The organism is Flavobacterium sp. EDS, from assembly GCF_020991525.1.
GTDB lineage: Bacteria > Bacteroidota > Bacteroidia > Flavobacteriales > Flavobacteriaceae > Flavobacterium.
The window spans coordinates 21,164-40,365 of the sequence record NZ_JAJMOZ010000006.1 but is presented as its reverse complement, the minus strand read 5'-3'; the positions used below and the strand labels follow the sequence as shown (position 1 = coordinate 40,365).

Sequence of the window (19,202 nt, the reverse complement as noted above, 5' to 3'; positions counted from 1 at the left end):
TTTTCTAAAATAAATAGAATTGGTTTGGATAAATTATAAAAGCTACATCTTTTTGAGATGTAGCTTTTTTATTCCTTAATTTTTGAAATTAAAACATCATTTCTAATATTAAATTTATCTAAATTGTTGAGGTGAAATGTGTCATTATCTAAAATTATTATTGTTTTTATACTTATATGTAAACTCTGTTGATTTCTTATCTCCCGGCAAATTGTATTTCATTACTATTTCATAATTACCATAGCGCATAAACAAGAAATTACTATTTAGAAAACGGTTTGCAACAGATGTACTACTCACCAAGCCGTTTACATAATCATTAGCAATCTGATTGTTTAAATCAACCCAATCCTGTTTGTAAAGCAATGGCATATTATACTTAAATGGGAAATTACCTTTTGTCCATGATTGGTTTACGTTATTCTCAATACTGGTTATATAATAGGCATTGAGCGGTATCGCTTTTGCTGGAATCACTCCTAATTCACTAGTATCTCTGTCACTTATAGAATATTTACCATTTAAAGGATAATCTTTATAGAGATACGGAAAGATATCTGTCGCATAATACGTGTCATTTAGTTTAGATTGGGCTGTTATAATAGGCTTATTATCGCTATATGTTACTCCTTGCAATTCAACCAAATCAAATGCTTCCTGACTTGAAATTGTGTTGGTTAAATAAATAACATCTGAATACAATACTCCAAAATTATAATTTTGAGTGTTTATCGCATTCATTTTAGAAGTAAAAGTTTTGTACTTACTTGTCGTAAATGAGTAAGATAAACGATTAATACTTCCCTCTGTTTTGGATAATGCATCAGCTTGGTTTTCTCTTACTTGTATGTCATTACCGGCATCACTAATAGTATTCGTTTTTGTCGCAGTTACTGAATTTCTCGACGGAGCTTGTTTTAAATTACTCACTATGGAAAAATTATATTTCTTGTCCTGATTAATATTAGGTAAATCATAATAGACTTCATTAGAACTGGTGTTATAATTAAAAGTTGTAGCTTTTGCATTAGAAACTCCATCTTCATTTACCTTGATACTAGTTTCCCAATTCTCATCTTCAAACAAATAATCCTGCCCACGTTTAAGCTGGATATATCCTTTTGGATATTCTTCTTCAAGGAAATATTTCTGATCTACAATTGGATAGGAATATTTTATATTAGTAAGAGGAATATGATCGGGAGCTCCTCCCGTTGTAAATAGTCTCTCTTCATATTCTGTTGCCACTTTTCCGTCTATTTTTATAGGCTGAAATACACCATTTATCATCTTCTGAAAACTAACCTCAACCTGAACTTTTAATTCTTTGTTTGGAGGTAGAATATCTGTCGAAACAAAATTAGCTTTGTCTTTTGAAGACCCCCATTCTAAAATTCCCTGAATTTCTTTTGTACCATCAAGGATCTTAAATTTTTCTAGTATCACCTTATAGGTAACATCACCTTCATCTTCCGGAATCACAAAAGCTTCATTTACCTTCATAGAAAAAGCAGCTTGAGGTACAGCAAAAACATCAACATCACTTGTGTTTTGTTTTGGAGTTACATCTGTTATCAGTTTAAGTCCTCCTAGTGGAGATCCATTCTCAAATTTACACTCCTCTCCAAGTTCAAATTTAAAGCGGAATTTCCCTTTGATTAATCCTCCTAAAATATTCATGTTTCCACCTACATACCCTCTCATCCAAACTGGATTTGGTAATTTTGCCTGTAATAAAACCGCTGCACCACCTGAAATAATTGGAATCTTTAATCTCAAGAATGATAATTTGATTCTAATTCCTAATTCTCCTTGCAGGTAAGCATACGATTGTCCGTTAGCATACCAACCATTTATACCTACAGTTTTTCCTGTATTAGAACATCTGGCTTCCTGATAATCTTTTAGCATGATATCAAATCCCATTCCTGCTTGGAAACGGGCATAAAAAAGTAAGAAACTTAAATCTCCAGTGTCAAAATCCAAACTTGCACCAAAGGCTATTCCCCCTCCATTTGCCAGTGCATTTTCGTCACGCATATAATCTAATTGTTTGACATCGACACCTAGAATCTGAGCTACAATAGGGGGTGGGGGTGGGCTTCCAGGCAATAATGTACCTGCCATAAAATAACTGGTTGTTTTAAGGTATAAACCGGCAACTCCAATCTTTATACCGCATCTTTTATCTGGAGTTCCCATGTACATATACCAATCTTTCGGGTCTTTATGAAATACACCCCAAACTGCCTGCCCACCAGGCCCAGTACCTGAAAGAAAATTTCCTGGTGTATTAATATATACATCCGTTGTAGCATGCATAGAATTATTTTGAAAATCAAATTCTATTGCCGCTGCCATTTTTATACCTACTGCAGCTGATAAATCTCCTGGAATTGCTGCTTTTGCCTCTGGAATATATTTACTAGCGAAAGAACCTTTAAGATCACTTTCAGTTATGCCTAAAAAACTTTTCTTTGAAGTAACATCAGATGCTACTTTTTCCATTAAGTCAGTAACATCTTTGAGTCCTGGTATAGTAGCCATAACATTTGCTTTTCCAAAAATGGCTAATCTATTGATTCCTCCTTTTGAGTTAAAAGCCATTTCAAATCCAGCTTCGCCATCACATATACTTTCTGAACCAATATTAAAATAAATTAAAGCTTTAATTCCTAAACTTACTTTTTCATCTGGCGTATAACTTAATCCTGATGGGGAGAAATCTCCAATGGCTATATCTTGATTTCTATGCATTTTATAATAGGCACCTCCACCAAAACCGGTAATCATGAACGGGACACCAGGCGTTGGAGGAAATTTTACTGCGGCATCAAAATACCAATATCTAAAAGTAGTACGTCCAAAAATAGCTTTAGCCTTTACGTTGACAACTTTTGCCACATCCACCTCTAAATCAGCATTAAAACCATCTCCGTAGATGGGGTCTTTTTCCATTAAGATAAGACCTCCCTTAATGGTGAGTCCACTAAATTGGCAATCAATATTTATAGCTGATAAATCTAAACCATCATATCGGCTTCGTTGCCTATAACCGTCATCATACATTTTTCCTAGTATTCCGATTCGGGCTGTAGCACCTGCACCAACGGCATCCATCAAATTAATCCCTAAATCAAAATCGATTCGGGAATCATTTCCATTAATAGCAACATTTATATTACCAATGGAAACAGGAAAATTCCCAAAGGCAACTGTACCTTTATAGCCCATATTTCGAACAGAAATAATAGGGGAGACGGTTTGCAATTGCAGATTTTCAAAAGAAATTCCTTTAAAATCAACCGTACGTTTTCCCTCTACGTCTTTATCATCTGTCGCTCCTTTATTGGTACCAAAAGAAACTGTTCCGTTTAAATTAGCCTTGGGTAAAAACCGTCCATTAACTAATTTTAGTTCAACAGAACTATTAGGTAGCAACAACGCTTTTGCTTTCCAAATATCAAAAGCTATTGAATCTTTTGTAACCACAATCAGTTGCTGTTCGTTCATGGATATAAATCCATTATATGCCAAGCCAGCTCTATTGGTTTGTGCTGGTTTATCTGGAGTTGGTGTTCCAGGAGTTGAGGTTTCTTTTTTCCCAGTTGTCGCTTTAGTTATTGGTAAAAGAATCTGACCGCTTAAATTTGCTTTTACAAAAGTATTTGCTGCAATAGTTACATCAATATGGTCTAAAGAATAAGCCCATGATTTTTCCTGACTGGTTATACCCCGATCCAGTGGGAACACATTATCTGCATAAAAAGTCCCTGAAACTCCATATTTATCAATAATAAGATTTTGAGCACCTATATAAAGCCTCCCTTTACTTGATGCCGTATCTGTAGTCTGAAATTCTTTAGGCAGGCCTACCTCAAAAGCCTGAATAAAAACCCCTTTCCAAGCTTCTGGACTTGGTACTAAAAGTGCATTTTTTGCATAATATTCCGGAAACACAACTGTGGCATCATTTTTTAAATCACTTAAATCCAATACTGCATTACTTACCCAAAACTCAAAATTACCGTCAAAATCTTTTCCGTTTCTTTTGTCTTTTAGTGTAAAAGGCTCTAAGCTTACATTGACCAAAATATCATTCCAGCTACTTGCCATAAAGCTAAACTCACCTCTAACTCTGTTTGGAATCTGAACTGTTTTTCCGTTATAATAGGTTTTAGGAATCGTTGTTTTTGCTTCATCAACTTTTTTTGTTATTGGATCAATTGGCAATATCAAATTCCTTGAAAACTCAACGGCTCCAGAAATTTTCATTTCTTTAAAACCATCACAATCAATTGTTACATAAGTTAAATCATCAACACTTCCAGTTGCCATATCAAAGCCACCATATAATGAAACCTGCCATTTATTATCACTAAACGGAATATCAACATTACCTAACAATACTAATTTGGCCTCCCCAATTATACCTCCTTGATGCGATAATTTGACATTATCTGCTCCAAAGAATAATTGCATCGGTTGCCCATTTTTATCTTTTTGTGGAATATCTACTCTACAAAAAACGGTTAGAGTGGTGTACTCTGCCGAAAAAACAGCTTTTGTGATTCCAATAGAATACTGAACATTATTTACCGTATTACGAATTCCGACTGGTAATTCTACCAAATCCTGATTCGAAAATTTATCTATCCAACGATCAGTCTTTGCTATTTTTTCGATAGCACTCGAAGCAGCTCCTGCTTCTTTTGACGCAACATTATCTTGCCCGTACGAAAAAATAACCGAAAGCATGATAAATAAGACCGATAGGTGTATTCTATAATTTTTTTTCATAAACAAATAATCCTGTTTTTTTATACAATAAAGCATAGTAACTTCTTTTATATTTTAGCCAAAACCCTTTTCGAAACAATAGCTACACTTTTACTTCGTAAAGAACCCTATTTTTTAATCCCTTAATTATTCTTTAAATAATTAAAATCAACTTCATCATCTTTAACATTCTTATTTGCTAAATTGTGATAAAACGGAATTAGTTTGATTTTTAATTCTTCTATTACTTCTGTTTCTATTTTTTTATCTTTCATCATTTTAAAGAAGTGACTCAACTCTTGCTTATTAAAACTGGAAAGATTTTCATTTTTATGAATATCATCTGCAGAAGTATTAGCAAGTATTGAGATCTCATTAAGCATCCATCGATGAATTAATAAAGGTTGTAGCTTTTTATTTTTTCTTTCAACCAATTTTAAATACGAATTATAACCAATTTTATTGGTTGCATCTTGTTCACTGACTCCATGCATCTTGTGTTTATTAACTCTTCCTAATGCTATAACATATTCATTTTCAAAAGCTCCGTCTTTGCGAATCATTTCTTCTTTTAAACTTTTTACAGTTTCAAGAATGAATTCATTGTATCTGTTTAAAATGTCATTATTTAAGTCATACGCTTTCAAATAATTTAAAGCTTTTTCTTTAAAACTCTTACCATCTGGGGTCAGAGTAGTCAGCCTTAATAAATACTCTAATTCATCTGAATCTTCTTTTGGCATCGGTCGTAATGCAAGTTGGAGATCCTGTAACTGTTTTATGATTTCATTTCTAGTTCCTTTATAAGTTTTGTCTTTGTGTTTTATTTCTAAAATAGGATCTGAAACAATTTTGACTTCTTCTTTAGGCTCTTTTTTTGCTGGTAGTTTTATTTTGTCCAATGAATAAGAATAATTTAATGTAGCAGTTAAATCATTAAATTTCTTCGCATTAGAACTACTCCTGAACATTGAAATAATACTCATATTCAAGTTGTGTTTTTCGAGTAGCATATAACTATTGTTAAACTTAACTCCAAATACAGAACTTGAATTCATATTTGACTGAGAATTATTATACAGCACCCCAAAATTTGTATTTAGCTTATCTTTGAACAACTTCTTTGAGGCTCCAATAGAACCTCCAATCGAAGAATTACTATTTTGACCAACCTCATTATTGGTGTAATTAAGAGAGCTGTTTAATGCTACTTTGGTTCCAATAAAATTTACTGAATGGGACAAATTATAATTCTGCACAGTACTGGCTTGTCCTTTTCTTATAATGCCTCCCTGTTCATTTGCCTGGCCAGCAATACTATAATTGAAATTGAAATTTTGATTTCTCTTTTCCCCAAAAGCATAGGACATATTTACATTGGCATTTTGTGATAATTGTCTATAATCTAAAGTATCAGACTGTACTACATTTGGATTATTTATAAGCTCAAATTGATCTAATTTTTTATTTGTATAAGTAGAGAAATTCGAATAACTACCCGAAATAGTAAGTTGATCTGTTACTGTGTAATTCATATTAATGGAAGCTACAACCCGCTTAGTATCCTGTTTTTTAGCTTTTGCTAAATCATCTCTTTGAAATCCTAAACTGGTAGAAACCGTAATTTTATCCTGATAAAAAGGACGTGAAAAACGCAAAGCAATGTTTTCTAAATCATTATTAAAATATAGTGCTCCCAATGTGTTGTAGTTAGGATCAATACGCTCGTACGTTAATCCTATGACACTCTTTTGGATATTATAATCAAAATTAACATTAAAGGCGTTCATATAACTTGTACTTTCTTTAGCAGAGAATAACTTGTCTCTGAAACTTCCACCTGAAAGATTTTTACTTCGAGTATCATCCGTTAAAACAGACAAAGCATACTCAACATTAAAATTTAAATTTTTAAGTAAAGAAGTACTAAAGGTCAAACTATTTACAAAATTTTCTTTTGGCGTTACTCCCTTATCATTGGTCATATTTAGAGAATTAACATTGTCTTTGGCATAAAAACCAATCCAGCCAATTTTATATTGTGGTTGCTCAAAACCTATTTTTGCTCCGTAACCAAAACGCTGATACACTGGAATTCCTCCCATTGCATTCTCTTCTGAAACGGCTTTAAGTAATTGTCCTCCCATTAAAGTTACTTTAAAAGGGCTTCTTGGAGTAAGTTCCAGACCAACTCCTTTAAAAGGAAAACCACTTAAGGTATAAGGAGAAAAGGTCATGCTTACATTGCCTATATAGGCTTTTACCCATTTGTATTTGGGCATAATACTTAATCTGTTGAAATCAAACGGTGCTGTGTATCCCAAATTATTTCCCTGATTGGTAATGCTATAAAATAACGGAACATTAAAATTAAAAGCACTAATATTTAAACTCCCTGAAAGCAAATAAGTAAAAGGCTCACGTGCATTTGGCATATTAGAATTATAATACATCATATTGGCATTAACATTTCCCGTAACTTTAAAATTGGGTTTATAAAAACTCTCTAAATCCACATCCTGGGTATATCCTTTGCTGCAAATACAACAGGCAAAAACAATACATAACCAAAACAAGATCTTCTTATTCTCTTTCTTCATTTATCGGTTATTGTTTTTGTACTTTGATATCGCATAAAATATAAGAACCAGTTCCGTTCTTTACCATATCTTTAATTTTGATGGCTCCTTTTCTGCCGTCTTGTGTTTTAAACAAAATGATTTTTGGATAAGTAAAGCCAAATTGCTGTTCGCCAGCTGCGTTATAATTTATATTTAAAGATTTTATGGGGTAATCATTTACCATCGCGTCAAATTGAGTTTCGGTAAAATTTAAACCACAATTACACAAATTTTGAGAATTTATAAAAATGGTGCTTTGTGCATTTTTTAATGCTAAAAAACCATAATTGTTTACCTGATCTGGAGATATAAATCTGTTATAGGTAAAATTGTTGTTCAGGCCCTGAAAAACAATATCAATTAAATTGCTATTTTGATCGTTGATTTCATTTGCCTTGTATACCTGTCTTGTAACTGTTGAGAACATTGCCCCAATAGTATTGTTGTTATGTGCTGCATTGATTCCCAATTTAACGTTGGTCAAAATACGCAGATTCGTATCTGGTAAAACTGTAATTGTAGATTTAAAAATCTGACTAGTCTTATCGTTAATAGCTTCTAGTGTAACTTCATGGCCGCCTGCACTTGCAAAAACAACCGTAGGATTTTCTTCAGTTGATGTTGCTGGATTTCCGCCAGCAAAAGTCCATTTGTAGTTTGTTGCACTAGTAGATTTATTGATAAAATGTATCGTAACCGGAGCCTGGTAGTCATCATCTTCAAACTTTGGTTCGTAAGTGAACAAACTCACTAAATAAGGAGCAACAGTAATTGTTTTAGTTTGTTTTTGTGATTCAAAACCATTAGAAACTGTTAGCGTTATTGTGTGTTCACCAGGAGTTGTAAATACAGCATTTGGAGGTGTTTTTCCTGTAAAACTTGCAGGAATTCCGTCTTGAAAGTCCCACTGAAAAGTTAATCCTTCCCCAGGGGTAGTATTCTTTAGAACGACTTCAACCGGAGAATAATTACTCTTAGTAATTTCATGGGTAAACTGAATGTTGATTCCGTCTTTTATAACAACGGTTTGACTAAATTCTTTATGCTCTCCATCTACATTTGATGCTTTGAGTTTTATGATAAACGTTCCTTGCTTATCATACAATATTTCACCTGGATTTTTTAAAGATGAACTACTTGGATTGCCTCCTTCAAAAGTCCATTCATACGTATCTGCTCCAGTGACTTTATTGTCTATTTTGATAATAACAGGAATTGATTCATCCTCATTTACATACGAAGTCGTAAAATCACCTTCTAAGGCTATAGAAGTTTCCTGATAACACGAAGTAATAACAATAAATAATAGTAAGAGTAAAGTTTTTTTCATTCCATTTATTTTAAAACATTACAGCTTTTTAGGGCTGTAATGTTTTTATTATACAGTATTCTATCGCTAAATATTACAAATAGCGTTTGATAATCTTATCTGTAGAAAAAGCCCAAACAACATTGTTCTTATATGAAATATTGCGGATAGGTTGGTCGTGTGTGTAGTCAAGAGTCCAAACACTACCGCCATTAATTGTTTTATAGATTTTATTATCTAGAATTGCCCAACCTGTATTGGCATCTTTAAAAGTAAATTTGGTAAACATCTCTCCATTATAAATTTGAGACCAAGAGTCACCTCCATTAATGGTTTTAAACAACTTAACATCTAATAATGTTTTTAGATATTTATTGATTAAAAGAAAACCATTTTCAGAATCAACAAAACAAATTTCTCTAGCGTAATAACCTGAATTTTCCTTTACAAAAGGATACTCTTTCCAGCCATCTGCTGTGTTGTTTTTGAATAAGATAAAAGGGTGGTCTCCAGAAAATCCATTTGCATCTTTTATATTTTTATATCCAATAGCCCAAATATGATCATTATCAAGTTCTGTTGCTTGATAAAGATTGGCTCCATTATCTTCTATTTCGTAAACTTTAGTAAAATCAACTCCATTTTTTGTGGTAAATACTTTTCCTTTTTGAGAGATAATTGTTCCATCTTTCATATTATCATCTACATAGATAGAATAAGCTGTTTCTACTTTGTTATCTCCAAAATTGGCAAATTGGTCAATACCAAGATATCCACCAACTGCTATTTTAGAAATTCCAAAACCAGTATGACACCATCCTTCATCATTTATAGTTGCATGAAATCCAGCACCAAAACCATTATTGGACCAATCTGTCCAAGTAATACCTCCATCTAAAGTTCTAGAGAGACGTGCACCACTTTGAGTGTAATATAAAATCTTATCACTTAACATTTGTATGCGAGGAATTGCAGAGTCACTTTTTCTATGTATTGGAATAGTGAACCAGCCTGTAGTTGATGGAATTGGTAAAATACCAATGTTGCCATTATATGTATTTTTTACATCATTAGTTACTATTCTGTTTACAATTGTTAGAACTAATGATGGTAATAGTTTTTCCGTAGCTGGTAGTGTAAATGATATTTCGCTGGCAGTAGCGGAAAGAATTGTTGCAGGTACCCTATCAAATGTTATTTTTATATCACTTACTTTATCCGAAAAATTTTCACCATAGATACTAACAGTTTCTCCAGTTTCTCCAGCATTTTTTGAATAGGATGTTACTTTTGCTGTTTTTATCACTACAACTGGTGGCTCTTGAGTAGGCGAATCATTTCCTGAGTCTGAACTACAACTATTTAGCGTTAAAAAAAGTTGTAATGCAACTACGATTAAAATTCTCTTTTTCATTTTTATTTAATTTCTGTTAACTTAATTATTTTCTGCTTTCTAAATATTGACTCCCTAAAGTGTATCCGTTACCAACAAGTACTCTCACAATATTCATTGCAGTTATATCTTTACTCATTCTATATCCAATCGGATTACCTCTATTGTCAAAAGTGGCTTTAAAAACCTTATTATCAAACGTAATAAGTTCTTGATTTAAAAGTTTATCATAGCCTGAAACCATAGCCGCTTTTGCATACCAAGTTGCTATTATTCTATTGTCTAGATCCAAAATTTCATATTTTAATTCACCATTTGTTGATGGAGATGTCATCCTGATATAACCTATTCTTTTATCTAAAGGATCAGGGTTTTGTGCTTTTATACTGTAAATAGTTCCTGCGTCATCAATCGCTAATTGATGAGTATCTGCGATAGCACTTGCATTGTTTATCACACTTTGATCTCCCAAACGTTTTTTAGCAATACCTGCTGATTCTCCGTTAATAAAACTTTCCGTAGTTTCTTTATTTAAACCTTCAGCAGTTACTAGATTTCTATCCATGAGCTCGTAAACAATGCTTCTATCATAATTAAAGGCACTAAATTTTCTACTCTTATTCTTAAATTCTAATTCATTCGACTTTCCTGTTGCCTCATCTTTAATTTCTATCCATGGTAGCGTCATAGATGGTGCATTTGGAGCATCCTTTAATTCTGCAGTAATAACATAACTTTTATCTAAACTGTAGATTTTAAAAACAGGTTTTTTACCCTCTATATAACCAATTGTTTTATCATCTAATTTGATTTCTCCTTTATCGATCTTTAGCTTTTGTGCAAAACTGCTAATGCTTATTAGCACAATTATTAGGGTTAAAATATTTTTTTTCATGTGTAATTTTTTAGTTTCCATTAATTTATTTGTTATTTGGTAGCCTTCATTCAAAAAGGTATGGTTTATTCCTTAATTTAATCTGTATTTTTTCTTTGCATATTCATTCACGAGCAAAATACTCGCGCGAGCTAGGGATAATCTTAGCTAGGAAACTAAAAAACGTAACTCATTGTATTTTCATCAAATATTTACTTTTTACTTTAATTTTAAGGTTTTTCCGAAAATAGTTTCAACAACAAACTATAATCTTCAAAAAGTTGTTTTAGTTTATATTCTTCATATAATGCAGTAAAATTTATTTGATTTATTAAATCCTCAAAAGTTTCAAATGGAATATGAACTTTTGTTCCTCTTGAACTTCTCGTATGTAGTAATAATTCTTTTTCACTATACAACAAATAATACATACGAAATAGTATTTTATCCTCTTTATTAAGAGATAAATATTCACTAAAAATTTCCTGTTCATTAATGGTTCTAATAAAAAACAATACTTTTTCTAAAAAAACAATAATTTGTTTTTCATATTCAATTTCTAAAGAAGCCCCATCGAATTTAATATTTATTAAATAAGATTGCTTTTTATCCTGAAACTTTTCTTCATCAGTCATTAATTGCCAACTTTTATGTTTATCAATCATTTCGATAAACATGATTTCATCTAGACTTATATTTTCTTTTTTATAAATTTCAAGAATACTTTTTAAATTAAGCATAATATTTATTTTTCTGTAGGAGGAAAAGGGTAGTCAGCTATTGGTAACCAACTTTCTTTACTTTTCGCCAAATAATATTGAATTTGTCCTAATTCGTATGAATACTTGTGTATTAATTGAGCAGAAGTATCTTTAAAATCAATATAAACAAATGGAGAACCGTCAATAATTTCATCTGTAACATCAATATTGGTGTTATTTTCTTTATTAAATCTGTATGTATATTGTCGTGCTGCAATTGGCGCATACATTACCTGTGTAACTTTCATTTTTTTAGTATTTTAAATTATCGATCAATACAATATCTACATTCGGAAACATCTTACTGAAATCTTGAATCACACCCTGACAAGAAGTGCAGTATGTCAATTCCGAAACAATTTTTAATTCCCCTGTGATATTATTATAAATTTCTCCTTTTTTTGCACCTAATGAGTGAGCAATTTCTGAAAGCATTACATACTCAGTATCTTGGTTTCTTAACCAAGCATCATTCGTATTTACTCCTCCATCTTTATCAACCTTATATGCGTTGAAAATCTGTTCTTTATCGAAAATGTCACCACTTTTTCTAATCTCACTTTTATCAAATATCAAATTATCAATTTTGCCTTCTAAATAGGCTTTATTTTGTTTTTGCAAATTTGCAATTGCCTTTTTTTGTTCAATTTCAGGTAAACCAGATTTTTTAATTTTATAAATTTCTCCTTGTATATACTCATTAACTATTTTTTTTGCAAGTGAATATTCTTGTGAAGACCCTCTTAATATTTTTCCATCTATTACAAGTCTTGTTGGAACCTTCCCAACATCTCCTAATGCTTTCCACTTAGTATATCCTCCAGCTTTTTCAACAGCGTCTAGATTTTTAGAAACTAAACTTAGCTCACTAATGTCTGTGCGTAATGTTGGAGCCTCTTTTTCTAATATTTGCCAAGCTTTAAAACCAGAACTTTCATTAACGAATTCTTTAAATTCTTTATTGGTTTTTGACAAGTCATCTGCCAATACATTAAGAGGACATTGTGCAAAAGAAACCAACGAATAGAATACAAGAAATAGGGTTATTATCCTTTTCATAGTACTACAGTTTAATTTCTTGTTCTTCATCTTCATAGTTTTTTAGATTTTTAAATGCCAGTAGGAATCGTCCATCGGATAAATAAATATCATTTAATATAACACTCCCAAATTCAAAAGAAGTATTTGTAATAGTTCCGCTTTCTAAATTAATTTTATAAACACTTCTTTCATGAAGAATAATCAAATTGTTATCAAAGAAATAGTTTCTCACAAAATCATTGTTTTGTGGTTCGATAGGTGATTTATACTCTTTAAATTCTTTTGATTGGGTATTGTATATTACAGGATTGTATTTTGGAATATAAATATATTTTCCGTTTTCTGATTCCATTTTAAAATGGTTAAGGTCTACAAAAAGCCCTTCGAATTCACATTTTAATAATGGATTATTGACTTTTTGGTTATCAACAATAAAATCGAATTTCCAAAACATTCTCCCATAATTAAGTTCCTCTAATTCTGTAGTAAGAATTTCAGTATTACTTTTTAAAGCTTTGTATAAGTGTTGACTATCTAATTTCATAATTCTCCTTTCATAATATCTCGACCATTTTCAAGGCTTTTTCCGTTTTCATCGTTTCCATGTTCTCCTTTTAATTCTCCCATATTTCCTGTGAAATGATTGGTATTTATACTTTTATTTAATTTTTCATTTTCTGCCTTTTTTTCTTCAGAAGTCATTGATTCAAACTTATCCTTTTCGATTTTCCTTGATAATTCAATACATTTATTATGAACTTCTAATTTTTGTTCTCCAGTTAATGTATTAGAGAATTCTATCCAATTAATCAAATTGGAATCGTCTTCAGCCATTTGAGCTAATAAGATTAATTCTATTTCAGATAATTCTTTTTTAGGAAATTTTTTTATATCTAACATAAACATTTAGTAGTACAGCATTTAAATTTACCTGATTATTCATATGGTTCTTCGTTATAAAGCTTGGTCATTTTTTTATATTCTTTAAATAATCCTTCTAATCCGTATTCTTTATACTCTTGAGATTTATTAATTTTTTCGATTAATGGTTCAAAAATTTCATATGGGACATGATTAATCATTTTATATGATAAATGATTGTTGATTAAAAACTTTTCACAGTATAATAAATTACTAATTCGAAATAAATAATTATTAGTAATATTTTTCATTTCTATATCTAGGAATATATCTGTTTTTTCCATGAAAAGCATTATCAATTCTGATGTTTTTATGACACTTTTTTCATAATCATACTTCTTTTTTTCTTGAATAGTTTCATTAAAATGAATTTCGTTATATTTTAAACGATTTTTTCTTTTTTTAATTTTTTCAATATCTGTAAGACTACTCCATTCTTTAATATATATGACTGCATCTAAAAAACCTTTTTCTGTAAAAAGTTCAGCATTACTATCGTATAATTTTGTAAGTTCTTTTAATTTTCTCATAATTCTTGTATTTTATAAATTGTTCCATATTGTGGAGTTGCACCATCTATAGCAACTTCCAAAGAATTTATCACTTTATTCCTTAAGACTTCTTTTAAAATAAATTTGGAATTACTTTTATGTAAAAATTCATTTTCTTTGGATGCATCAGAAAACATTTTGATATTTTTAGCATTTTTTGATTCTATAATAACTAAAGCTCCTTCTCCCGTTTTTCGGATATTATTTTCTATAAATTTAACAGCTATTAATTGATCGTCGGTACTAGATAAAAAGTTTTCATAAGAGATTTTATCTCCTTCTTTAAAATTATCTAATTTATCCATTTCTACCTTACCTATACCACGATAGTAAGTTGAGGGAGATGATTTTACTTTATCTAAAGACCTATTTAATAATTTTTCTATTTCTATAATATCCTCAGTTTTACTTCCTTCAATCAATGATTGATTAAATTTATAATAAGATACATTAGTGTAAAACTTATAAATAGCTTCTTCTTCTAGAGATAATTCTTTAGCAAATCGCCTAGCTGTAGCTCCACTCAATAAATCGTCATAGATATTTTTGAAATCAGCATTTTTCAGCATTTTGTTAATAGAACTTTCCGCTTCTATCATTTTCTCAGTCATTCCAAAAGCCTTCCAAATTTTTTCTTGCTTAGAGATTAATTGTTGTTCTGCTGTGCTAATATCTTTAATCTCGGAAACGGCAATTCTCCAATTTATGTATTTAGCTGCGAGTATGGATTTTATTTCTTTACTATCCTTAAAAGCTTGCTTTACCTGAGGTGGTAAATTTTTCACAAAACTTCTAATTCCTGTATTTGTTATTAAATTTTTTAATCCAACAACTCCCATGGTACCATTAAAAATATTGGTAGCAGTAGTTAATTTAGGATGATTTTTTTGAACATATTCTGTATTTACAGCTATATCTCCAGCTGCTCCAGCTACTTCTGCAAGTGCCCATAAACGCTTGGCTAGAGTTGCGCCTTGAATAATTGCAGGTGCACCCGTTACTATCGTCAATCCATTTAATGCAAGTAAAGAAGATTTTTCAATAGTATTGCTCTTCAGTTTATCTAAACCAAATTTTAAAAACAAGGCTGGTATCACAATCTCCTGACCTTTTTGATAGCCTGCATTGTTCAAAGCGATTTCTATCACCTGCAAATCATCATTAAAATCAATCATTACAGGAGTAAGCGGATCCACTTCTATCGTACTGATTATTCGTGGCATTCCTACCGGAGCATAATATGCACCAGTTGCATTACCTATAACTGCTTGAATTGCTGTGGCGGTGTGTGTTATTCTTATTTTTCCATTATCTGGATTGTATTGAAAACCTTGCTCATATATTTCAGAAGTACCTGAAATCAAATCATTCAGAGAAAGTATTTTTACCGTTGGTTTTGTAAAATATTTGTCTACAAAATATTCTGGTAAATCACTAACTGGTATTCTGTCAATCCATGCTTTAGGATTAGACTGATACATCTTTAATAACATCATGTTTAATGATGTATAATTATTACCATCGAAAGGATTTATAGAATGGTCATTGAACTCATTAATGTAATGCTTTATTAATTTGTTGTTACCATTTTCTAATAAATCATATAAAGAGCGATATTTTTCTTCTTTTACACTATTCATTAGCCTCAATAAGGCTTTTTCGTGTTCATCATCAATGTCTTTTAAAGATGAAATCTTAGTGACTAAGCTCTCAATTTGTTCATATGTGAGTTTTCTAATGGCACAAATATCAATTTCATTTATTTTCTTAGTTAGTACATTAATATCAACAGTTTTTATAAGAGCAACAACATCTTCTTTCTGTTTATTTAAAAGAGCAATATCTTTACCATCACAATTCGTATCTACAGAATCACTTCCTTGATTTACACCCTCCACTTGACATGGTATTCTGTCATTAAAGGTCACAAAGCCCTTTTCTTTGACATCATCTATATTAAAACCTTTTTTATCAGAAAGATAGCTCCACTTAGAACTGTATCTTTCATCATATCCACATTTATCTCTCATCCAAAATAATTGTACAACCAGATCAGGTTTTGGCTTATCAATTACTTTAATTTTTAATGGTTCAAGCGAACCTTCTCTAAAATAATTATTTTGGGTTGAATTCCATTTATACACAACATCATTTACAGATATCCCCTGTACAGTACCATTCAATGAAGGAGTATTTCTATTGAAAGTCACATAAGTATTTGAGTCTTCATAAGTGAATGGTTCCCAATTAGGGGTTAATTGAGCTAATGCAAACTGCCCACTAGCTTGACTCTGAAACGCATACAGCTTAAACGCAGGATCATTGATTTGTTTCCAATCTAGGTGATTTAAGATAGTTCCTGAACTGTAGTCCATTAAAAAATCGGTACCAGATTCTGAAGTCTTGTACTGCTCAAAAGGGTGTTGTAATTTAAAAATTCCGTGACCTAATTCGTGTGCAGGGGTTTTAAGTCCCACAGCCTCCGTTCGGGAAGGAAATACATATCCGAACTGTCCGTTCAAACGCATATAACCATCCTGTCCAGTGCTTGAAGGCTTATTTGTTATAAACAGTACATAACTATTGTCTGTACCATGATATAATGCATTTATGTTTTGTTGCTCAGTACTATAGGTAGAGGTAAGGCTGTTTTTTTCTGTTTGAATTGTTTTCCCAGGAACAACACGATCGAAATCTTCTAGTACATCCTCTTTCTTGAAATTAATCTTTACTCCAACTTTGTTATAAATCGCCTGAGTATTAGCAATCACTTCATCAAGCCTATTTTTCGAAATATTATCTGTAGGTACCAGCGCCACATTTACTTCTTTTGGAGAAATATGTACGAGCATAAAAGCTCCTATAACTTTCCATTTTTTTCCTTGTTTTATAGTGGCTAATATTTCTTCTTCGGCATAACTCAGATTTCCTTTTACTGTTAGCACGAAGACTTTATCATTTCTTGTAACGTTTATTTTGGCACCATTTTGGGTTTTAAACACAATACTATCTGCTTTTACATTCGCGTCTGTAATGTTTATCGTAGCCAATACGGTATCCGTATCTCCATTTAAAACTGCTTTATAAGGCAAGGCAACATCACCTACTTTTTTGTATAGCTTTTGTAAAGCGGTAGCTGCGTTATTCGGCATTACATCAAAAGCATATTTGCTTCCGTTTCCTGAAAAAGCAATCGAGATTCCTTTGGCTGTGAATGCAGTGGCCTGACCGTTTTTATCTACACCATCGGTATTCTCTGGTGTTGGTTTTCCTCCCTCGGCAGGTTCAGTAGGTTGGTTACTTCCGTTTCCATTTTTGTCTACAGTATACGTATTTCCTTTACTATCAGTAATGACAGTATCTTTTCCTCCCGGAATGGTAACTTGTTGTCCATCGTTACCATTTACAACAATATCTCCATTGGGATTAATAACAATGTCTTTTATCTCAAACGGAACAGTTTCTTCAATTTGCCCGCCCTGACCTTCGCCTGTGAAATCTTCTACATCGGTAACGTTTTTCCATTCGGGATTATAACTTGTTTCAACGATACCACTAATCAACTGATAATCGGTATTTACTACAATATTGTTAAACTCAACAGCAATTTTGGCGTCTTTTAGATAAGGTACAATAATATAACCTCTACCAGAGTAAGGACTATTCTCGCCTTTGAGTTCAAGAATAGTTACCGGAAAATCTCCAGCTTTAAACGTTTCGCTTTGTATTAAATTGGTAAGCGGTTTTTGATTCTGAATATTAATTTGGGGTATAATACCACAATTATAAGCAGGAACGGCACTAGTTTCTGTTGGTGTGGTAAATGTGCTGATTCCCGAATAGGTAAACGACTGAACACCATCAGTTGCTGGATCACAACTTGAACCAACTCTAAACTCATAGGTTAAACCTGGCTCTAAATTGGTGATTAAACTTTGCGTGTTTAAACTATTTGTCGAAAACCATTGCGCATTACGAACATTTTGTTTTTTATATTGTACTTGATAACGGGTGTGTTCTGGTATTCCTTCCCATGTGATTTTTACACTTTTTGAACTTTGAGATTCGCTTAACAAAAAGGTAGGAGCAGGGCAAGAAGCAGTATATTTAAACGAATAAATTTCACTATAGCCATCATTTTTAAATACAGCATTTTCGGAAAGTCCTGTTGTAGATATAGCCTTTACCTTCCATGCATAACGCATGCCCGGCGTCAGGATTGGCATACTTAAATTATACAGTAGCGCAGTTCCAAAAAGTGTTTCCTCATATAATAGGGGAGACATCTGGAATGCAAACTGTGGGTCTAGTGTAGGATCAATAAGGCGTTTTAACTCGAACTTATAGGAGATATTAGTCGCATTCATCTGGCGCGGAGTCCAGGTAAACATAATATTGGGGAAATCGCTTGAAGCTATTTGCTCATTTTTCTGAGGCGTATTTAAAAGTGGAGGGTCGTTTAAAATCAAATATAAACTCGCACAGCTTTTTTGCGAAATTCTTTGATTGGTCATATAATCAAACATTTCAAAACAAAAACTGTACATGCCTTCTGGTAATCCGTTGGCATATTGTAATGCTGTAATTCCTTGTAGGTTTTCTAACCTAAATAAGGCTCCAATATCAGTGTTAGTTAAGGTCTGCAATTCGCCTCCATTGATAAAAATAGGACGTTGTCCTACCATATAATCGCTGGTTTGTATGTTGAGCCCGTTACCTTGGATATGTAATTTTAAACGTACCTGTCGTTGTGATATTGAAATATCAGTAGGGTTGATTAGCAGTCGCATTTTAGTATCCATACTGGTAGCGTAATCGGATAATTTGACGCTGTACGGGCTATTAAAAACAGGTGTTAATTGGACAGGAAATAATTGGGCATGAGCTCCCCAGCCCCCCAAAACGGAACAAAAAAGAGCAAATAATATTATGTTTTTGAAAAAGTTTTTCAT

Annotated in this window: 12 protein-coding genes; all 12 read right to left on the bottom strand. The window is 32.0% G+C overall.

The genetic code is table 11. From position 1 onward, the window contains the following. Positions 1 to 144: 144 nt before the first annotated feature. On the bottom strand, positions 145 to 4,800 hold the full coding sequence (locus LPB87_RS10340) for a hypothetical protein (protein ID WP_230727853.1): 4,656 nt from the start codon (positions 4,798 to 4,800) through the stop codon (positions 145 to 147). A 122-nt stretch (positions 4,801 to 4,922) separates the two neighbouring features. Beyond that, positions 4,923 to 7,379: a hypothetical protein gene (locus tag LPB87_RS10335; RefSeq protein ID WP_230727852.1), complete on the bottom strand. Its 2,457-nt coding sequence runs from the start codon at positions 7,377 to 7,379 to the stop codon at positions 4,923 to 4,925. Positions 7,380 to 7,386: 7 nt separating this feature from the next. Beyond that, entirely contained in the window at positions 7,387 to 8,730 is a 1,344-nt protein-coding gene (locus LPB87_RS10330) for a PKD domain-containing protein (RefSeq protein WP_230727851.1), read from the bottom strand. Positions 8,731 to 8,803: 73 nt separating this feature from the next. Continuing rightward, on the bottom strand, positions 8,804 to 10,123 hold the full coding sequence (locus LPB87_RS10325; protein WP_230727850.1) for an IPT/TIG domain-containing protein: 1,320 nt from the start codon (positions 10,121 to 10,123) through the stop codon (positions 8,804 to 8,806). A 25-nt stretch (positions 10,124 to 10,148) separates the two neighbouring features. Continuing rightward, entirely contained in the window at positions 10,149 to 10,997 is an 849-nt protein-coding gene (locus LPB87_RS10320) for a hypothetical protein (RefSeq protein WP_230727849.1), read from the bottom strand. Between the two features lie 209 nt (positions 10,998 to 11,206). After that, a complete protein-coding gene (locus LPB87_RS10315) occupies positions 11,207 to 11,716 on the bottom strand; it encodes a hypothetical protein (RefSeq protein WP_230727848.1) in 510 nt (169 codons plus the stop codon). 5 nt (positions 11,717 to 11,721) lie between these two features. Continuing rightward, positions 11,722 to 11,985, bottom strand: a complete 264-nt coding sequence (locus LPB87_RS10310; protein ID WP_129537879.1) for a hypothetical protein — start codon at positions 11,983 to 11,985, stop codon at positions 11,722 to 11,724. Between the two features lie 4 nt (positions 11,986 to 11,989). Beyond that, entirely contained in the window at positions 11,990 to 12,796 is an 807-nt protein-coding gene (locus LPB87_RS10305; protein WP_230727847.1) for a deaminase domain-containing protein, read from the bottom strand. 4 nt (positions 12,797 to 12,800) lie between these two features. Beyond that, positions 12,801 to 13,322 (bottom strand): hypothetical protein, encoded by a 522-nt coding sequence (locus tag LPB87_RS10300; protein ID WP_230727846.1) that lies wholly within the window; start codon positions 13,320 to 13,322, stop codon positions 12,801 to 12,803. Next, complete coding sequence (locus LPB87_RS10295; protein WP_230727845.1) at positions 13,319 to 13,678, bottom strand: hypothetical protein; 360 nt, start codon at positions 13,676 to 13,678, stop codon at positions 13,319 to 13,321. The genes LPB87_RS10300 and LPB87_RS10295 overlap by 4 nt, the downstream gene beginning before the upstream one ends. A gap of 35 nt (positions 13,679 to 13,713) precedes the next feature. After that, positions 13,714 to 14,229, bottom strand: coding sequence for a hypothetical protein (locus LPB87_RS10290; RefSeq protein ID WP_230727844.1), 516 nt, complete (start codon positions 14,227 to 14,229; stop codon positions 13,714 to 13,716). Further along, complete coding sequence (locus LPB87_RS10285) at positions 14,226 to 19,202, bottom strand: fibronectin type III domain-containing protein (protein ID WP_230727843.1); 4,977 nt, start codon at positions 19,200 to 19,202, stop codon at positions 14,226 to 14,228. Before LPB87_RS10285 ends, LPB87_RS10290 begins: the two co-directional genes overlap by 4 nt.